Here is an 18,298-nt window from a genome sequence, read left to right on the forward strand (position 1 = left end):
GGCACCGCCCCCGCCTCCGCCGAACCAGCCGCACGCGGGCGGGCCCGCCCGTCCGCAGCCCGGCGTGGCCGGGGCGGCACCGGGAGGAGGACGTGCTCCCTTCCCACCGGCAGCGGTGGCAGGCCCCCCGCAGCCCCCACGCGGTTTCCCACCGGGGGCCGCGCATCCCGTGCACGGCGGGGGCGTCGGTCCGTACGCCGGACCTCCGGTGGCGGGCGGCCCCCAGCAGCCGCCCGCGTCGCAGCAGGGGGGTGGGCAGCGTCCGCTGCGGGACAACGAGCGGGAGTCCGCCGTGGTCGCCTTCGTGCTGCACCAGTTCCCCATCGGACACATGCCGGTGGCCCACCAGCGTCCGAACAGACAGTGGTCCGCTGTCCCCGAACAGCGCGAGCAGCGACCGCCGTGCTTCCCCGTCGGGGACCATCCGAGGGAGGACCTGGTCCGGCGGGCGGTGTTCTCCGCCCGTGGCGACCGGACGCGGCCGGGGCGCGGAACCGGGGCCGAGGCCGGGGTTCCGGAGGAGCTGCTGGAGGGCTACGAACCGTTCGGTGTGGACTCGGGACTGAGCGAGTACGAGTGGGAACTGCGGTACCTGCCGTCCGTTCCCGAGGGGACACCGGTATCGTACGACTGGCCCGCCCGGCACGGTTTCCCGGAGAACGGCTCGGACGAGGCGGTTCCGCTCGTGCTGGAACCGGGAACCACGCTCGACCGCATCGGGGACGAGTACGGCAGGGTGCTGGCTCCGGAGGGCACGCTCTTCGCCCGGCGTTCGCTTCCCCCCGAGTTCGCGCGTCGCGACTACCGGCGCTATCGGGTGGTGGCTCCGCTGCCGGTGTGGCGGGTGCTTTCCGTGGCCTGGTTCGAACAGCCCGGCGCGGGGGTGCGTTACCGTGCCACGCACCCTGTCGTCGAACTGCTCGCCTGCGGCCTGCTGGCCGAACTCGACGGGGAGGAACCGGATCCCGCCGTGGGGCACGCGGAGGGTGACACCCTCCGGATCCGCGTCGAGGACCGGGAACACGGGCCGGAGGAGGACGAGTCGGATCGGGGGGTCGGATGAACACCGAGTCCGTTGCCGGATGGCTGGAGGCGATGGGCGTGCCGTCGCGGGTGGTCTCCGTCGGGGCGGAGACCGACGACGCCTGGTGCCTGTTGCGGGACGACTCCGAGAGGCAGCCGGTCTGGGACGTGTTCTGGCGCGAGCAGGGCAACCGCTACGACTGGGCGAGGTTCTCGGACGAGCGGGTGGCCTGCTTCTACCTGTTCGGGCGGTTGACCTGGACCCAGGCGCTGCGGGGTGCGGTCGGTCCGCTCGATTCCGGCAGCACGCCGCCCAGGGGAGTTCCGATCCCCGGCGGCTCGGCCGATCCCGGCAGCGGTCCGGCGACCCCCGCCACCGGCAACACCCCGGCCGCTCCCGACGCCGTGGTTCCTGAAACCGGGAGTCCCGCGGCAGGCAACCCCGCTGCTGCTCCCGCTGCCGGGCATCACCCGGAGCACGAGTCCGGCGATGCCCCGGAGCCCGACACCGAATCCGACACCGTGGCTTCCGCCGGGGAGGTATCCGGAACCGACCGGGGCCTCGACAGGACGGAACGGGACACGGCGGGCGGCTGAGCACTCCGGCTCGCCCGGGGATTCCCCACGACACGCACGCACCACCACCGCCGGGCCCTCGCCCGGCCGGGCCTCCCTCTCCACCCCACACCCGGCCGGGCGGGAGCCTGGACGGGGGCGTGGTAGTGCTCGCCGAATATCGGACGAGTTTGAGGTAGCTGGGCTGGTGATCAGGCAGGACGTCACTCGGTCTGGGACAACTGTCCTTCTCGCGGACCGATCGATTATCGAGGCGGGGATGGGATGGTGGGGGTTCCGTTGGATGTAGGGACTCTGGTTGCCTGCGCGAGGGTCTTGTGCAAGGACTGCGAATGGTTGGGGAGACCACGTGGGTCACTCTGCCCGAGCCAGGGGGCTCGGGGGGTGGTCATCTGTCTGGAACTCTTTGAAGCCGAGCTCCGTATCCAGCGATGGTGGGATGAAGGAGAGGTCGGCGGGATCCAGCACGGGCAGACTCCCGCGCGTTTCGGCGTAGGTCACCGATTCCTTGAGCAGGTACCGCGCGATGCCGTAGTCGTGCTTGGCCGGTTTCACGAACAGTCGCCCGATCACCAGCAGCTCGCCGACCTGCCGACCGGTCTGTGCGGCGAGGTTACGGACCCAGCGGGCCTCGGCCGGTGGGTAGATCTGGACGTGGCCGACCACGTTCCGGGGCGGAGCGACGCGCACCGGTGCTTGGTCGAACACCCATGAGCGCTCGGCGTCGACCTCCTGCAGCCAGTCTCGCGGTTGCCGTCTTCCGAGCACGCGGCCGTGGTCGTCCAACTCGCCCAGGAGGGCGCACAGGCGGTCAGTGATCAAGTGGTTCCCACAGCGCTTCCGCGCCGATAGAATCCCAGCGCAGTGAGTGTGGGCCCCTGTCGCACGGGGATAGGCCGGGTTGTAACCGCTCCGTTCGGAGCGGCGTCGTTGTAGGCCCCGCCGCGCACGCGGGGATGGACCGTTTCGGCCCACGTCGATCGCGGCGTCCGGGGCGTAGGCCCCGCACGCGCTGGATGTAGACAGTAAAAGCGCCTCCGGTGTGTTGAAGTGTTCCGGAGGCGCTGTGTTGCTGGCGGGGTTCAGTCGAAGCGGTTGGTCTTGATCGCGTTGATGAACGCCGACCACTGCTGGTGGTCAGCGGTGAAGTATCCGGCCGAGCGGTCCTTGGTGTCGCGCACCGCCGCGCCCTCGTTGATGCGGCCGACCTCGACGCAGGCGGTTTCCTGCTGGGTGTATGTGGATTTGCGCCATCCGCGTGGCTCAGTCATGGTTCTCCGTTCTCGTTGTCGAATGCTTCCACTCGGTGGGCAATGAATTCCTTCGACGCTTCCGGAGACATCGCACGTTGTCGCAGCTTATCCGCTGCCGCACGGTAATCAGCGACGTCCTTGACTTTCCGCAGAAAGGCCGAGGTGCGGTAGTGCTCCAGGTGCACGATCGGCTGTTGGTCGTCGAACTCGAATAGGATGAACGGTCCGGCGTGCGCCGGATGCCACGTGTCGGCACCGGCAGGTAGCACCTGGATGGTCACGTTGCCACGATCGGCCATCTTCAGCAGGTAGCGAAGCTGCTCGGCCATGACCGAGGCGCCACCGAGTTTCTCCCAGAGAGCCGCCTCGGCGATGATCGCGACGAAGTGTGGAGCGTTCTCCCGTTCTAGGACTTCGCGTCTGCTGAGTCTGAACGCGAGTCTCGTCTCAACCTGTTCGGAGGGCACGGTGGCCATCACCGCGCGGGCGTAGTCACCGGTTTGAAGCAGGCCGGAGATCACCAGGGTGCACATTTCGGTGATGTGTGTTGCTGAACGCTCGAAGTCGATGAGTGTCGCCAGCTCTTCACGCATCCCAGGCACACCGGAGGAGAGCCAGTTCGGTTCACGCACGCTGCGCGACATCTCGATGATGCGTTCCCGCTCGGCTCCGGTAACACCGAGCGCGGTAAGCAAACTGGCCGTGTCCTCGGGAGACGGCGGTTTGGTGCCGGACTCGTAACGCCACACGGTGGTGTGGCCGATCCCGAGCCGACGTCCCAACTCACGAACACCCAGCTTGGCTTCCTCACGCAGTTGTCGCAGTTCAGCACCAAGAGCACGAGCTCGTGGATTCGCCTGCGTGGTTCTGGACATGAACCACATCCTATCCAGCGGTTTTTGCTCGAACATTCCCCAGAAGAGGGATTGCGCACCGCGACGCCGGACAGACATCGTGGTTCTCAACACACCAACTGGTTCTCGGAACCAGTTGGTGGTTCCAGGGAATATTTAGAGAGGAGTTCGTGTCGTGTCGGAGAGCTATGACGTGTCGTATCCGGGTGTGCGGGTGTGGTGTCGGGATGAGTCGGGGTCGTCGTCGTTGTTGGTGTGGATCTCGCGGTGGTCGCCGGGGTTGGTTCGGATCGAGACGCCGACGGTGTTCAACCGGACGGTGTGGACGGTGGGGCAGGCTCGTGTGTTGCGGGATGTGTTGGATGCGGCGGTGCGGTGTGCTGGGGGTGGGTCGCGGTGACCAGTTATGCGGGCAGGTTGGGGATGTGGTTGGCCCATGAGCAGTGGAAGCTGGAGCAGGCCTCCTACGACATCCCGGCGCGGCAGGCGACCCCGAGGCAGTGCGCGGAACTGGCCGGGGTGTTGCAGCGGCTGTCGGATGAGCTGCGGGACTACGCGGCCGGGCTCGCCTTCAGCGGTGGGCAGCCGCCGGAGTCGGGTTCGATCGATCCCGACGAGCTGGGTGGGCGGGGTGAGGCGGAATGAGTGTGCCGCCGGTGCTGCTGGCCACCGCGATCGTGCTGGCCGGGGCCGTGATCGTGCTGGGCGGCTGGGGCCATCGGGCCAGCTACCGGCCGCGCCACGCGGGCGGCAGTGGCCCGGCCGCGCGCCGGTTGGCCGCACTCAGGTTGGAGCACTACGCCCGGGCCGAGTACCCGACCGTCGAGTTGATCGGCTGGCCACTCTGCGATCCGGACGAGCAGCCCCACCTGTTCCGGCTGGGACCACCGGCCCCGGTGATCCCGACATGGCCACTGACAGCGGAGTCCCCATCGGTCGTGTCGCAGCCCACTGGCCCGAGCACTGCTGACACGACTCCCGCCGCTTCGACTGCCTCGGCCGGTGCCGCAGTGGGAGCCGACCCTGCCGAGCTGGCATTCATGCGCCGCGTCCTCGACGGGCTGCACCGGCTCTAGATGTATGAGGCCTGGAGGTTGGTGACGCCGGTGTGGAGCTGGGAGGCGGGTGGCTGGTTTCCGGCGGCAGTGTGCGGTCGATGGTAGTTGTAGTGGATGTTCCACACGTGTAGAGCCTGGGCGCGTTGCTGTTCGCTGGAGCGGGTGTAGGGGAACTCCTCGGTCAGGATCCGGTTGTAGCGCTCGACTGTCCCGTTGTGTCGGGGTGTGTAGGGGGTGATGCGTTGGTGTCGGGCTCCGCGCAGCACGGTGGCGACGTCGCTGGCGCGGTAGCACGCCCCGTTGTCGGTCACGATCCGCTGGATGTGGGTGATGCCGTGCGCGGCGAAGAACGCGCGTGCCCGGTGGGTGACCGCGATCGCCGTGCTGGCTTTCTCGTCCGGGAGCGCCTCGGTGTAGGCCAGCCGCGAGTAGCCATCGACCGCCGAGTGCAGGTAGACATATCCGGCCCGGGCACCGGCGGCCTTGCGGCGTTCGACGGTCTTGGCCTGGTCGCTGCCGCGGCCGTGGGCCCGCCAGCCGCCGCCGTCGCCGGATGCGGCCGACTTTCTTCACGTCGAGATGGACCATGTGCCCGGGACGGCGGGCGCTGATCCGCCGGGGCTTGCGGTTGGAGGCGCCGGTGGGGTCGATGAAACGACGACGTGGAAGGCCCAAGCGGCGCAGCTGGCGGGTAACCGTGCGGCGAGTGATGCGCACCCCGTCGGCCCGCAGATCCATCGTGATCCGGTTCGCTGACCACGTGCGGGCCCGCCGCAGTGACTCGATGCGGGTCACGGTCTGGCCGGATGTGGCCGTCGGCTGCCGGTGCGGCGTCGACGGCCGGTCGGCCAGGCCGAGTTCGCCGAACCGGCGGTAGCGGTTGACCCACTTTTCAGGCGCATTGCCGCGACATCCCCATCTCAGCGGCGACATGGGCGATCGGACGACGTTGGCACCGAGCGACGAGACGACGACGGCCCTCGACGGACAGCAGGGCGTTACTGTGTGACACGGGACGGGTCCTTGCGGTTCGACGGACGAGTGACTTCGCGGTTCTCATCCTGCCGCCGCAAGACCCGTCCCCCTTCGCCCCGGCCTCACCCCAGCGTCAACAACCTCCCGACCCGCAACATCTAGACACCACCAGCACGCACTGTTCCGATCTTCCGTCTCTCGCGGTCCGCTCATCACTTACCTGCGAAGACCGGCCCGGGCTGGTGGTCTCGGCCAGCCTCCGACACTCGCCGAGACAACACCCCGGGCCGACTCCGGTGGTGGCAGGGCGTCGAGTTCGCGCGACAGTCCCGACACACCGCACCCACAGTGACGGGCGATGTCTCCTGCGACACGCACGCACCACCGCCGGAAACCCCGCCCGGTCGGGCTTCCCTCCCGCTCCCACCCGGCCGGGCGGGGACTCCAATGCGGCAGCCCACAATGGCGGAAACCGCTATCGGAGTCATCGACGATCCGCGTTCCGGAGCGGTCCGATCAAAGCTTCTGTGTCCGAAGAGGAGTAACCAAGTGGTTCTCACAGCGCTCCCGCGCCGCTAGAATCGCAGCGCAGTGAGTGTGTAGGCCCCGCGCACCGCAGGGATGGACCGACCGCAGCGCCTTGGCTGTGGTCGGTCGTGCAGCCATTGGTTCTGCGGGCCCCGCATGACGAGAGGTCAGGGGCTGCTCCTGATCCTGCTACGAAAACCGCCCGGTGCCGTCGGCCGTAACTGGGTGGTTCGTTGCAGGATGTCGACCGGAGCGAAGGTCTCGGTTGTTCAGTCTTCGATCTTGTCGCGATAGAGCTCGGTAAGGCGTTGCAGGATCGCGCTCGCGTCGTTCCCTACGTCGGCGGCGGACCAGAGCTGGTCGGCGAGCGTCTCGTACACGCCGATCTGGTCCGGGTCGGTGATACGGAGCTCCGCGGTGATGTTCTCGACGAGTACGTGGTCGTCGAGGATCCAGAATCCGTGAATCGGTGTGTGCGGCAGAGTTCGCCCAGCCGGAAGTATGCCCATCCGCAGGTTCGGCAGCGCGAGGATGGTGTTCAGCCGGTCCAGCTGTGCGATCATGTCAGCCGGTGGGACCACGGAGTGCAGCAGAGCTGACTCCGTGATCAGGATGTCGATCCGTTTATCCGGTTCGTAGAGGACTTCCTGTCTGCGAAGACGTTCGCGTACCGCCTCGTCGGGATCACGCTCAGTGCCGTGAAGGTCCGATTGAGTGGTGAAGACGGCCCGTGCGTAGTTGGCCGTCTGGACCAGGCCGGGAACGAGAGCTGTGCTGAGACCACGAATCCTCGTCGCGTGTTGTTCGAGGCGAGCTATCTGGGACTGGCGACCCTGATGACCGCCCCGAAGTTGACGGCGCCATGTGACCTCTTCGACGCGCAACTCACGCAGCTCGTCGAGAACCCGCTGCACAACCGGCTCCGATGCTCCGCAGGCATGCAGCCAGTCGACGACATCGGAGTCGGTGGCAGTCTGTCTTCCCGTCTCCAGTTTGGAGACCTTGGATTGGGTCCATCCCTCTCCGAGGGCGTAGGAGAAGTCGCGTCCGTTCAGCCCTGTCTGCGCTCTGAAACCGCGTAGGCGTTCGCCGAACTATGCGCGCCGCTCGTCGAAGGTGGCCACTCGCTTCGTGCTCCTTCTACGTTCCCATCGGACTCGTCTCGTAACTCGTGGAGTGTTGCCACGCTATCCGAGCCCACTCACGATACTGACTGACAGTGTCCGAGGCGGTGATGAACTCGGCGCCCGTGAAGTTCCCGCTTTCGTCGAAGTGCATCGTCGTTACCCATCGCGCGTCGAACATCCAGAAGTCATGTCCAGGCAGTTCGAGTTCGCCGGCTCGGGACTCCGATAGCGTCCGGATGTCCTCACCGGCCGGGATGTTGCAGCGCAGTGCCAGAGCACGCGCGTAGAGCTGGTAAGAAGTCATGGGTTCTGCCAGTACCCGTACCCGTTGAAAACGGGCACCGTGCTCGGTTCGGCTTCTGACCGTTTCCAACCAGGGGTGTATCCATGTGTCGTCCGGTGGTTGTCCGGTGAGGAACCGATGCAGCGGCTCCGCTCCGTCCGAACCTTGATAGTGCCGGTGTACTTCCAGCCGAAACGCGCTGTCTCGGAACCTGGTGAACAACCTCCGTAGCTCGTCACGCCCGGTTATCGTGCACTCCGTCATCACGCTTCCTCGGCAAAGCTCAGCAGTGCTTTGGGGATCTCCACGGCGCTCTCAGTCTCCGGCAGGCCACGTTCGTGCAGCGTCCGCAGTGCTTCGGAGTCAGTGATCTTGTATCCCTGGACGACGTAGGGCGTGACTGGTGGGTCTTGTGGTCGTTGGTCAGGTGTGTCGTATGGCGAGTTGTCCGATCGGGAGTGGGAGCGGTTGGAGCCGATGTTGCCGCAGGTCACGCCGCAGCGGGGTGGTCGGTGGCGGGAGCATCGGCAGGTGGTCGAGGGCATGATCGTCACAGACCGCACCAGCTGCCCGTGGCGGGACCTGCCGGAGCGGTTCGGTCCGTGGCAGACGGTGCAGTCTCGTTTCTACCGGTGGGCCGCCAGCGGCACCTGGGATCGGATCCTGACCGAGCTGCAGCGGGCCGCCGATGCCGCCAGTGAGGTGGACTGGACGGTCAGTGTGGATTCCACCGTGGTGCGCGCCCACCAGCACGCCGCCGGAGCAAAAGGGGGCACCCGCAAGCACTAGGCCGGTCCCGAGGAGGGCTGAGCACCACGATTCACCTCGCTGTCGACGGACGAGGCCGTCCGCTGAGTCTGCTGATCACGCCGGGACAAGCCGGTGATGCTCCGCAGTGTCTGCCGTTGTTGGCGGCCATCCGAGTTCCCCGCCCGGGGCGTGGGCACCCGTGCACCAGACCGGTGCGCATCATTGCCGACAAGGCCTACTCCTCACGAGCAATCCGGGCCCACCTACGGCGTCGCGGCCTCGCCGCCACCATCCCGGAACCAGCCGACCAGGCCGGACACCGCCACAGGCGAGGCTCGGCGGGAGGCCGCCCACCCGCCTTCGAGCCCACTGTCTACCGGCAACGCAACATCGTCGAACGCAGCATCAACCGCCTCAAGCAATGGCGCGGCATCGCCACCCGCTTCCACAAGAAAGCCTACTACTTCCACGCCACCCTGACCCTAGCCAGCATCCTCGTCTGGCTCCGCACCTGATCCACCAGTCACGCTCTAGGTGCCGCGATCCGTCTCGTACAGGTTGGGGCATGCATCGCTGCCGCTGGTCGTGCCCAAGAACCTCAGTTGCATGACCTCTCCTCACTGGAGCTTTGCTGATACTTAGAGCTCCTAACGCATTGGTGATCTCTCGTGAGTGATCTTGGTGTGGCTGTGCCGTGGATCGTGTCCGATGAGCTGTGGGGACGTATCGAGCCGTTGTTGCCGGTGCGTCCGGCGAGTCGGACGGGTCCGACGCCGTTGCCGGATCGCCGAGTGCTGCAAGGGGTCCTGTTCGTGCTCTATAGGGGCATCGGCTGGGAAGACCTTCCCCAGGAGTTGGGCTTCGGTTCGGGGATGACGTGTTGGCGACGGTTGCGGGACTGGCAGGCCTGCGGTGTGTTCGACCGGCTGCAGGCGGTGTTGCTGGCCGAACTGAATGCGGCCGGGCAGATCGACTGGTCCCGGGCGATTGCGGATTCCTCCCATGTTCGCGCCATAAAGGGGGTCTCCAGACGGGGCCAAGCCCGGTGTATCGAGGCACAACAGGCTCGAAGCACCACGTGATCACCGATGGCGGAGGCATTCCACTGGCGACGATGCTCACCGGTGGCAATCGCACCGACATCACCCAGCTTCTGCCGCTGATCGAGGCGATCCCGCCCGTGCGCGGGCGACGCGGACGGCCCCGGCGCAAGCCCAATGCCCTCGTCGCCGACTGCGGCTACGATCACAATACCTACCGTGCTCACCTGCGCCAACGCGGCCTCCAACCATTCATCAGCCAGCGCAAAACCCGCGACACCAACCAGGCCGTGCGCTGGGTTGTCGAACAAACCTTGGCCCTGCTGCATCAGTTTCGACGTCGGGCCATCCGCTGGGAACGTCGTGCTGACATCCATCACGGCTTCCTCGCCCTGGCCACCAGCCTCATCTGCTGGCGCCGTCTCCCGAACGCAATATGTTAGGAGCTCTAAGGTAGATGTGGTGTTCCCCACTCCTATGCGTATTGCAGATGAGAGGAATTCTTCGATATTGGGGCAATACTTTCACGAAATCGTTACTCTAGCCAGTCTCACTGCATATCGAGAAAGCTCCATGACACACTGCGTTCATAATCTGCGGGCAGCATCCAAACACCTCCTCCTTACCCAGGGCGTGTTGGTTGCTGTGTGTGGGGGGGAGGGGGGTGGGGGGCGGTCCGATACTTTATGCTACTGGATTTTTGGTAGGCGAACAATTGAACGGAACGCATAGCAGTACCTGTTCCGGGACGTCAACAAGAGCATTCCGAAATATGGAACAGATGAGGGGCACTTGACACGCAGTTTGGCATCTGCCAGACTTCTAAATAAGTCCAAATTAATGGACTTTTTACCTGTCATTTAATTTTACAGGAGATATATAATGAACCGTAACGAAATTGACCAGATGGACGTCGACAACCTGCCGCAGGTTAAGGACGCCATGAGCTGGTAAACACAAAGTCAAACTCCGTGGGTGGCGGTCGATGACCGCCACCCTACTTTTCTCCTGATTATGAACATTAGTCTTTACATAGCTTCCGGTGGATCGGGCGATCTGATTTCTGCCATAGCTCTTTCAGAAGCACGCAATGATTCGGCTTTGTTCTCCTCCGTTGTGTGGGAGCGAGCGAGTCTTGATCCTCATGTCGGTCCTCGAGGAATGAATGACATATTCGGACTAGCCAAGGAATCAGAAAGAAGACTAATTAGTGGAAAAAGTTTTATACCAGGAGGTTGGTCACCTCTTCCTCAATTGGTAGAGGAAACAGGAATACCTGTATTCTATCTTGATGCTACCCTGGGAAGTACGGGAGTAGCAAGACAGATTAGTGATCTATGCATAGCCTATAGCATCGACGTCGTTTATCTCGTTGATACGGGCGGCGATGTCATCGCCAGCGGCAGGGAACCTGGTTTGAGGAGTCCAGCGATTGATACGCTGCTCTTAGCAGCTTGTGTTGAGAGTGGTATGCCTTCGCTCGTGACGGTTATAGGATCCGGTCTTGATGGGGAGTTGACAAGTACAGAGTTGGCTTCCGCAAAGAAGGAATTAGCTCCCTATTCCGAAGAATTACTTCCGGACCATATAGCTGGTCGAACCTACAGCAAGCTGTCTTGGTTTCCTAGCGAGGCTAGCCTGATGACACTCTTAGCGGTTGGAGGAGTGCATGGAGCTGTCGATATCAAATCAGGAATCGATCCAGTACGCTTAGACGAAAAATGCGCGATAGCTACAAATTATCGGACTAATAAAGTAGCTGCCCGTAACAGGATGGTTGATTCTATTCGTGGAAGTAAAAATTTTATCGATGTGGACTCTGCACTCGTGAGGTTCGGATGTACATCAGAACTTTCCAAGGAAAGAAAATATGACATAAATCGAAAAAGTAGACTGATTAAAACTATATCTAAACTCGATGCCGAAGCCATCTTTGATTCAGTCAATACGAGCGCCACCCATATTTCACTGCGCAGAATTGGAGAGATTCTTGGAGCGAATAAAAAATCTGGATTAGATTCTCTGGATAAGATATTAAGAAGTGTGCTTGAGAATGATTATTTAAAGCCTATACTTCATCTTGATACATTTCGGCACATGTCGAAAAACTGTTTCAGTGGCGAAGAGAAGGAATAGAATAATCAAATATAACGTATCGAGTGTAGGAAAGTATGTCAATTACTGTGGAACTTGGCGCCCAAGAAGAAGAAACCGTCATTTCTTCAGCTTATCAAAGTGGTGAAAAGAGTATACTCGTTCGCGCGGATACCGAGCAACTAACTCTTGATCGATTGGAAAGATTATATTATGCAGCGGCAAATAATAATGTCTCTCTTGGGGTCGAACCGCTTAAAAAACGTGATGAGCCGGAAGATCATGTAGTAAGCAACAAAACACTGATTGTGTCTGCTGTAGATAAAAAGATATCAATATCAGGCGAGGAGGTATCTGCTCTTCCGGAGAAAGAGATTACTAAACGCTGGGGTGTTATCGGAATCTTGGGACATGGGGACGGTATGCACCTCAACTTAGGACAAAGTGTGTTGTGCGGTTTGGTCGGTGATACTGAAAAAGGAAACTCCGGAAAAATCGTAGACGGTTGCTCTTATGATCAGTGCAAGAAAGCAAGAGAGATACCTTCGGTTTTTCGTACCAGCGATCTAGAGTGTGAACTCTTGGTATTATTCTCTTGTACTAGTATGTTACTAGCGAGACAATTATATCCTAGCGATCTCAGTCTTGCTTTTTCCGCTTGGTCGACGAAGGCCGCTCGTTACGTGATTGGAACTACGCGACAGACATCACAAAGTTATGATGAGATCGAGCATCTGATTGCTCTGATTGCTGATGGATACAATGTTGGAGAGGCTGTACTACGAGTAAATTCTGAGAGAGATTTTGACAAAAAAGGAGCGTTAGTCCTTCTGGGAAATCCGGAAGGTTTTTTAAATATTTCCTTCAGTCGCAAAGATAAAGAACAATCCAAATCGAAATTTCCTAATTATTCTTATCAGAAATTGTTGAAACATTCTAGAAACCTGGGAACCGGAGGGATTATATCGAGGTTGCAAGATACGGAACGTATTGAACGTGCTATCGATTTTATTGTTAAGAAAAGTTTGGGAAAAGAACATCATTTGATTGATTTACTGCATAGTGCCAGAGAAGAACGTATTAAACTCAATGAGACCGCTTGGGCAGCATTGGCGCACGAACAGATGCTTGGATACCTGACGCAGAGTCTTCGAGAACGACTCGAGAGTATCCATTCTTCATGGCGTCAGTCGATGTTTGATCTGTTGAAAGGAGGACTTCTCACTGAATCCCATCCTGGGGCTTCTGTCGGAGATATGCTTCAACCTGCGCTTTCCCTCTGGCTGCATCAAGGAAATCGACGTCCTAGCGACGGTTTTTGTCCACACTGCAGTGATATGCATCATCGGACCTCACTGTCGTTGACTCCAGACCCTGATGCTGGTACCCCTACGAGGGTTCAGCTTGACTGTGCTGCCTGTGGTCTTGCTGGCCATCGTGCCCCATTACCACCTCTTACCTTTTCCGAGATAGTTGACAAACAGGCTCCATTACGGAAAACGCGTGGAGGAGTTGCCGGGGAAAAAGTCGAGTTCGAATTGCAGCCACTTCCATGGTTATCAAATCTGACACAGGCATCTCTTCTGCAGCTTCGCGATAAAACCAAACGTGATCCTGAACCTTTAGTAGAGATTAACAACATGTTGCCAGACGCACCAACTGAAATTACTTTCCCGCTTCCTGCGGATGCCGGAAGTGATATTTCTTCTGTACGTCTGGTTGTTATTGCTGATGGTGGAATAGATTTTTATCGGTGCATATTCCCGATAAACAGAGAAACAAGGAGTGGAAATGTTAACTAAGTGTACAGTAGAAGATTTTCATCATCTTGGAAAATTAGAAAAAGAGACGAGGGTGGTTTTTGGTGTTCCCAACTCCGGAAGACTTCTCGCGGAAGTCGTTACCCTCATAGGTCCTTTGCTTGATGTGAATAGCGAACATCGTGGATTATTATTCGAATCAGAGGACATGGTGGTTATTTGTGCTCGTTCATACGATCTCCCCAAACTCGCAGAACGTGGCATGGCGGATATAATCCTCACCGGATATGATTATGTTGTCGATTCTGGAGTTGAATTAGAAGAAATATATGATACTGGATTTCAACAATGTACTATAGGAATAGTAGGGGTGAAGGAAAAAGAGAGATGGAGACAAAATAAAAGTATTTCTGTTGCGACTCAATATCCTGGAATTGCTTGCAGATTCTTTGAAAATCAAGATGTTCCTAACTGCTCTTTATTCGAAGTTAGTGGTGCTGCTGAATTATATGCGCAAGCAAATATTGTCGATATTATCGTCGATGCTTACATGACTGGAGAGACCGCTAAAGCCAATGGTCTGTGTCTTCTAGAGCCCATACTTAAAAGTTCTGGAAGAATTTTTGCTCGTCCTGGATGGCGTCAAGAAGACAAGGACATCGGGCCAGTTATTATGCGCTTGATATCATGAAAAATTTCGAAGCTGTATTATTTGCTGGTGGGGCTGGACAGCGGATGCAACCGCTAACGGCAGTAGTGCCTAAACCGCTCCTACCTTTCGGGGATGAACCACTTCTGCATCACGTGTTTCGTGAAGTTACCGAGTCTGGGGCTGAAACTGCGCGTCTCGTTATTGGTCACGGAAAATCACAGTTGATACGTAAACATATGGAGAATGTCTCTTCGCGAATTTCTTTGTATAAAAACACGGTAATAGAATCTTTTTCTTCTGAAGGGGATTCCTCTCCTTTCCGTGATCTTGCGGAATGCGATCTCCACATGGGAAGGCCAATTTTGGCTGCGCACTGCGATGAGATTGTTCCTTCTTCAGTGACCAAATTCATGTGTGATATAACAGCAAAAAAGGAATGCGCTACAGTTATCCTTTTGAATCGGGATGCACCAAAATTGCGGCCAGTGCGCCTGGACGGTTTGAGTGAAACTTATGACACCGCAACTCACCTTCGCCAGAATAGAGAATATCGTCGCATCGCAGGAAGGATAGCGATTCCTCCTAAATTGGTGCCCTGTATTATCAATGGTGATATTGCGGCTGATAATTTGTCAGATTTCATCAGGAAATTATTAGATGAGAAATACACAGTTGTTGCAGTGGAGTGGCCCGGTCCATATGTAGACGCAGGTGAGCTATGGCGATATAGAAAATTCTGGAAAGATGATTTTTGGGGCGTTGATGAGTAAGAATAAAAATGTTACTTACACAAGAAATAGATCCGGTTTTTTTGACGCGTTAAGATACCGAGATTTCACTTTAGTGGCCGGTGGACAACTGGTGAGTGCCATCGGTGATGGAGTATTGCCAGTAGCCGTGTCATTGGCTTTATTACAACGGGGTGACGGTGTTGCGGCTGTCGGGAGTATCCTTGCCGCTCGTAGTATAGCGATGGGATTTGCTCTGCTTATAGGAGGTATCGTCGCAGACCGTTTCTCGAGAAATCGGGTTATGGTCGGATCCGATATCATTCGTGCTTTAGCCGTGATAGCAATCATATACCTTCTTATGTATGATTATTCTGCGGCGTTTATCAGTATTATGATGTTGGTGTTCGGTCTGGGAGAGGCTTTCTTTCGGCCAGCATTTCGAGGGATATACCCTCATATTTTACCAGATGATCTCTTGCAGCAGGCCAATGCATGGGGATCTCTAGTGAGTCGTACCGCCGCAACGATTGGACCGGCTCTGGGAGGAGCACTTGTGGCTTCTGTATCCCCTATAGGAGCCCTGTGGTTCGATGTTGTTACTTTTGGAATTAGTGCCCTGACTCTTCTTTTCGTCAGGTTGCCTGTTTCTCCTAGCGGTAATGGAAAAGTTGGATTACGGAACATAAAAGATGGTGCACTTGTTATAGTGCGACGTCGTTGGTTGGGTTTATGTTTTGCCGCAGGTTTGATCCAGAAACCCGCTTCGGTCGCTCCCTGGCTGGTTTTGCTTCCTTCAGTGGCGCTCGATCGATATAATTCATCATTTCCATATGCAACCAGTATGAGCTTGTACGCTGTGGGAGCAATTGTCGGAGCGGTGGTATCGAGTAAGATCAGAATATCAATACCTGGGGTTCCGGCTATTATAGGTGTTTCCACATTCAGTTTGATTATGGCTGCCATGCTACTTCCTGTACCTGCGTTAGTGCTTATATTGGCACATTTTCTGGCTGGCATAGGGTTGGAAGTTTATGGAGTTATGTGGAACACTGCTATTCATAGAGAAATTCCAAAAGAAATGCTTGGAAGGGTTACATCGTTTGAGATGCTGGGTAGCGCGTGTCTTATGCCTATCGGGTACACGTTTGCTGGCGCTTGGGCGGAAATTCATGGAAACACAATAGTTCTTTCCATTGCCGCTATCGTTTGTATTGTAACCACTTTTCCTCTCCTTGTTGATTCATCTGTGCGTCGTCTAGGAAGTATGGAGGACGAAAATGATAAAAAGAAATGTTCGGAAGAGGTGGCAAGTGAGAGATGATCTATGAAGGGGTCAGCTCCAGTGGTCAGTGCGTCATGTGGGATAATCAAGCAGCCTGTCGTGAAAGGTGGTCTGCGTGGCGCATGGCAAGCCACTTCCATTCGACGAGCGGGACATCATGTCCCGTGGAATCGCGCGTGAGGTGTCGCATCGGTGCATCGCAGCGGAGCTCGGACGACATCCGTCGGTCATCCCACGGGAGATAGCCCGCAACGGTGGCAACGAGCTCCTAAGAGCCCCTAACGCATTCGGTGTGGGAGTCGGCGCCAGCAGATGAGGCTGGTGGCCAGGGTCAGGAATCCGTGGTGGATGTCGGTGCGGCGTTCCCACCGGGTGGCCAGGCGTCGGAACTGGTGTAGCAGAGCCAGGGTTTGTTCGACGACCCAGCGCACGGCTTGGTTCGTGTCCCGGGTACCACGACGGCTGATCAACGGACGGATCCCTCGTTGCCGCAGCAGATGTCGGTACGTGTCGTGGTCGTAGCCGCGGTCAGCGACGAGGACCTCGGGCTTGCGGCGGGGCCGTCCACGACGGCCGCGTACGGGCGGGATTTTCTCGACCAGCGGCAACAGTTGGGTGATGTCGTTGCGGTTGCCACCGGTGAGCGTGACGGCCAGCGGAATGCCGCCGCCCTCGCAGATCAGGTGGTGCTTCGAGCCGGTCTTGCTCCGGTCGACGGGGCTCGGCCCTGTCTCGGGGCCCCTTTTTGGCGCGAACGTGCGAGGCGTCCACACACGCCCGCGACCAGTCGATCTGCCCAGCGGCGTTGAGCTCGGCCAGCAACACCTCATGGAGCCGCTCGACAACCCCTGCCTCCTGCCAGTCCCGCAGGCGCCGCCAGCACGTCATCCCCGATCCGAACCCCAGCTCCTGCGGCAGGTCTTCCCACCCGATGCCGGTGATCAGCACGAACAGGATGCCCCCGCGACACCTGCCGATCCAGCAACGGCTTCGGACCCGTCCGACTCGCCGGACGCACCGGCAACAACGGCTCAATCCGCTCCCACAACTCGTCCGAGACCACCCACGGCACAGCCATCAACCACGATCATCCCAGCCCAGTATCACCAACGTGTTAGGGGCTCTTACACAAACCAGTAAACACGCCCGGTGGCTTTGCCGTGGGGACAAACGCCCCAGCATGTCAACACGGCGTTGCGGCGCGGTCTAGCCCGCGTTCCTCGTCATCTCACCCGGACGTTGACCTGGGATCAGAGCAGCGAGCTGGCCTACCACGAGGAGTTCACTGCTCGTACCGGCATCCCGGTGTTTTTCTGCGATGCGGCCAGCCCGTGGCAACGCGGCAGCAACGAAAACACCAACCGGCTGCTGCGCCAATACTTCCCGAAAGGCACCGATCTTCCCCGGCAGCAAACCCAGCTCACCGACATCGCTCGCGAACTCAACACCCGACCCCGCAAAACCCTCAACTGGGACACCCCCAAATACCGATGGACTACACTACTGACCAGCAAATAACCAACCACCGTTGCAACGACCCCACGAATCCGCCACGCGCGGGGATGGACCTTCCGTCGCCACCGGCAACGACATTTTGGTGTAGCAGGCCCCGCACGCGCGGGGATGGACCCTCTCCGGTGGTTCCCGGTCGGGCGGGCCAGATGTAGGCCCCGCGCACGCGGGGAAAGCCGCCGAATCACGCGGCCATCGGCGCGCGGGTGGTGCTCGTCCCCGGGAACAGCGAGCGCTACCCGGCGGCGCCTCGCCGCTCCAGCAGCCCGCATGCCGTGCACCACGTGTGCCCAACGCACCGCGCTCCCCGGAGCAACCAGCGCTCCCGACAGAGCACAGCGCGGCACCGCCGATCAGCGGCCCGTCACACCCCGGCAACCAGTCGGCCAGCCCCCAGTCAGCCCCTCAGCCGTCCAACGCGCGCAGCGCCGCCCGGTGCAGCGCGCCGTTGGAGCTCAGCGCGTTGCCGCCGTCGAAGCGCCGCTCGCCCGTCAGGTCGGTGAACCCGCCCCCGGCCTCCTCCACGAGGATCTGCACGGCGGCGAGGTCCCAGGGGTTGACGACCGGCTCGACGGCCAGGTCGATCACCCCCTCGGCCACCAGGCAGTGCTGCCAGAAGTCGCCGAAGGCGCGGTTCTCCCAGCAGCTGTCCACCAGCCGCAGGTAGTCCGCGCGTCGCCCCTGCTCGGCCCAGCTGCCCAGATGGGTGGTGGAGAGGTAGGCGTCGGCCAGCTCGGTCACCCCGGACACCGAGATCCGCTCCGCCTCTGTCTCTTATAAACATCTGACGCTGCCGACGA

15 protein-coding genes and 7 pseudogenes are annotated in these 18,298 nt (G+C 59.5%); 13 read left to right on the forward strand and 9 right to left on the reverse strand.

Features of this window, described 5'->3' with window-relative positions:
• Together CEP50_RS18370 and CEP50_RS20930 are read left to right on the forward strand one after the other, a co-directional pair.
• Window positions 1–1,063 (forward strand): TNT domain-containing protein (locus CEP50_RS18370; RefSeq protein WP_219905555.1); only part of this gene is annotated, 1,063 nt, incomplete at its 5' end.
• Window positions 1,060–1,317 (forward strand): annotated as a pseudogene (locus CEP50_RS20930) (hypothetical protein); the annotation flags it as partial. The gene CEP50_RS18370 and the pseudogene CEP50_RS20930, both read left to right, overlap by 4 nt.
• Window positions 1,318–1,953: 636 nt before the next feature.
• On the opposite strand, the gene CEP50_RS18380 reads toward CEP50_RS20930, so the two are convergent.
• The 3 genes from CEP50_RS18380 to CEP50_RS18390 form a co-directional block, all read right to left on the reverse strand.
• On the reverse strand, window positions 1,954–2,421 hold the full coding sequence (locus CEP50_RS18380) for a hypothetical protein (protein WP_106115186.1): 468 nt from the start codon (window positions 2,419–2,421) through the stop codon (window positions 1,954–1,956).
• Between the two features lie 260 nt (window positions 2,422–2,681).
• Complete coding sequence (locus tag CEP50_RS18385) at window positions 2,682–2,870, reverse strand: DUF397 domain-containing protein (protein ID WP_106115187.1); 189 nt, start codon at window positions 2,868–2,870, stop codon at window positions 2,682–2,684.
• Complete coding sequence (locus CEP50_RS18390) at window positions 2,867–3,727, reverse strand: helix-turn-helix domain-containing protein (RefSeq protein WP_106115197.1); 861 nt, start codon at window positions 3,725–3,727, stop codon at window positions 2,867–2,869. The genes CEP50_RS18385 and CEP50_RS18390 overlap by 4 nt, the downstream gene beginning before the upstream one ends.
• A 375-nt stretch (window positions 3,728–4,102) precedes the next feature.
• Between CEP50_RS18390 and CEP50_RS18400 the strand changes: the two genes are divergently transcribed.
• Both CEP50_RS18400 and CEP50_RS18405 read left to right on the forward strand, forming a co-directional pair.
• Window positions 4,103–4,351 (forward strand): hypothetical protein, encoded by a 249-nt coding sequence (locus CEP50_RS18400; RefSeq protein WP_106115189.1) that lies wholly within the window; start codon window positions 4,103–4,105, stop codon window positions 4,349–4,351.
• Window positions 4,348–4,782, forward strand: coding sequence for a hypothetical protein (locus CEP50_RS18405; protein WP_146134850.1), 435 nt, complete (start codon window positions 4,348–4,350; stop codon window positions 4,780–4,782). The genes CEP50_RS18400 and CEP50_RS18405 overlap by 4 nt, the downstream gene beginning before the upstream one ends.
• On the opposite strand, the pseudogene CEP50_RS18410 reads toward CEP50_RS18405, so the two are convergent.
• The 4 genes and pseudogenes from CEP50_RS18410 to CEP50_RS20940 form a co-directional block, all read right to left on the reverse strand.
• A pseudogene (locus CEP50_RS18410) lies at window positions 4,779–5,776 on the reverse strand (IS481 family transposase). The gene CEP50_RS18405 and the pseudogene CEP50_RS18410 sit on opposite strands and share 4 nt — an antisense overlap.
• A 760-nt stretch (window positions 5,777–6,536) precedes the next feature.
• A complete protein-coding gene (locus CEP50_RS18415) occupies window positions 6,537–7,181 on the reverse strand; it encodes a DUF5753 domain-containing protein (protein ID WP_219905556.1) in 645 nt (214 codons plus the stop codon).
• A 9-nt stretch (window positions 7,182–7,190) separates the two neighbouring features.
• Window positions 7,191–7,349 (reverse strand): annotated as a pseudogene (locus tag CEP50_RS20935) (helix-turn-helix domain-containing protein); the annotation flags it as partial.
• 58 nt (window positions 7,350–7,407) lie between these two features.
• Window positions 7,408–7,941 carry a DUF6879 family protein gene (locus tag CEP50_RS20940; RefSeq protein WP_092603463.1) on the reverse strand — a complete coding sequence of 178 codons (534 nt, stop codon included), beginning with the start codon at window positions 7,939–7,941 and terminating at the stop codon, window positions 7,408–7,410.
• Window positions 7,942–8,154: 213 nt separating this feature from the next.
• Between CEP50_RS20940 and CEP50_RS18430 the strand changes: the two are divergent.
• The 8 genes and pseudogenes from CEP50_RS18430 (at window position 8,155) to CEP50_RS20945 (ending at window position 16,302) form a co-directional block, all read left to right on the forward strand.
• Window positions 8,155–8,942, forward strand: a pseudogene (locus CEP50_RS18430) (IS5 family transposase).
• Window positions 8,943–9,110: 168 nt separating this feature from the next.
• Window positions 9,111–9,910, forward strand: a protein-coding gene (locus tag CEP50_RS18435) for an IS5 family transposase (RefSeq protein WP_106115193.1) whose coding sequence is annotated in 2 segments (ribosomal slippage) — window positions 9,111–9,444 and window positions 9,444–9,910 — 801 coding nt in all. Because the reading frame shifts where the segments join, the coding sequence is not laid out codon by codon here.
• Window positions 9,911–10,442: 532 nt separating this feature from the next.
• Window positions 10,443–11,603, forward strand: a complete 1,161-nt coding sequence (locus CEP50_RS18440; protein WP_146134852.1) for a DUF1152 domain-containing protein — start codon at window positions 10,443–10,445, stop codon at window positions 11,601–11,603.
• 35 nt (window positions 11,604–11,638) lie between these two features.
• Window positions 11,639–13,363, forward strand: coding sequence for a hypothetical protein (locus CEP50_RS19965; RefSeq protein WP_146134853.1), 1,725 nt, complete (start codon window positions 11,639–11,641; stop codon window positions 13,361–13,363).
• Window positions 13,353–14,012: an ATP phosphoribosyltransferase gene (gene hisG, locus CEP50_RS18445; RefSeq protein WP_106115194.1), complete on the forward strand. Its 660-nt coding sequence runs from the start codon at window positions 13,353–13,355 to the stop codon at window positions 14,010–14,012. The genes CEP50_RS19965 and hisG overlap by 11 nt, the downstream gene beginning before the upstream one ends.
• Window positions 14,009–14,743, forward strand: a complete 735-nt coding sequence (locus tag CEP50_RS18450) for a sugar phosphate nucleotidyltransferase (RefSeq protein ID WP_181188448.1) — start codon at window positions 14,009–14,011, stop codon at window positions 14,741–14,743. The genes hisG and CEP50_RS18450 overlap by 4 nt, the downstream gene beginning before the upstream one ends.
• The gene (locus CEP50_RS18455) at window positions 14,685–16,025 is read left to right on the forward strand and encodes an MFS transporter (protein WP_146134854.1); all 1,341 of its coding nucleotides are present in this window, start codon (window positions 14,685–14,687) and stop codon (window positions 16,023–16,025) included. The genes CEP50_RS18450 and CEP50_RS18455 overlap by 59 nt, the downstream gene beginning before the upstream one ends.
• 76 nt (window positions 16,026–16,101) lie before the next feature.
• Entirely contained in the window at window positions 16,102–16,302 is a 201-nt protein-coding gene (locus CEP50_RS20945) for a helix-turn-helix domain-containing protein (RefSeq protein ID WP_146134855.1), read from the forward strand.
• On the opposite strand, the pseudogene CEP50_RS18465 reads toward CEP50_RS20945, so the two are convergent.
• Window positions 16,265–17,064, reverse strand: a pseudogene (locus tag CEP50_RS18465) (IS5 family transposase). The gene CEP50_RS20945 and the pseudogene CEP50_RS18465 overlap by 38 nt on opposite strands.
• A gap of 77 nt (window positions 17,065–17,141) precedes the next feature.
• Here CEP50_RS18465 and CEP50_RS18470 point away from each other — a divergent pair.
• Window positions 17,142–17,504: pseudogene (locus CEP50_RS18470) on the forward strand (IS30 family transposase); the annotation flags it as partial.
• Between the two features lie 399 nt (window positions 17,505–17,903).
• Here the strand turns inward: CEP50_RS18470 and CEP50_RS18475 are convergent.
• Window positions 17,904–18,260 (reverse strand): annotated as a pseudogene (locus CEP50_RS18475) (inositol monophosphatase family protein); the annotation flags it as partial.
• Between the last annotated feature and the right edge of the window lie 38 nt (window positions 18,261–18,298).

The sequence above is a fragment of the Actinopolyspora mortivallis genome, from assembly GCF_003001495.1.
In the GTDB taxonomy this organism is placed as follows: Bacteria; Actinomycetota; Actinomycetes; order Mycobacteriales; family Pseudonocardiaceae; genus Actinopolyspora; species Actinopolyspora mortivallis_A.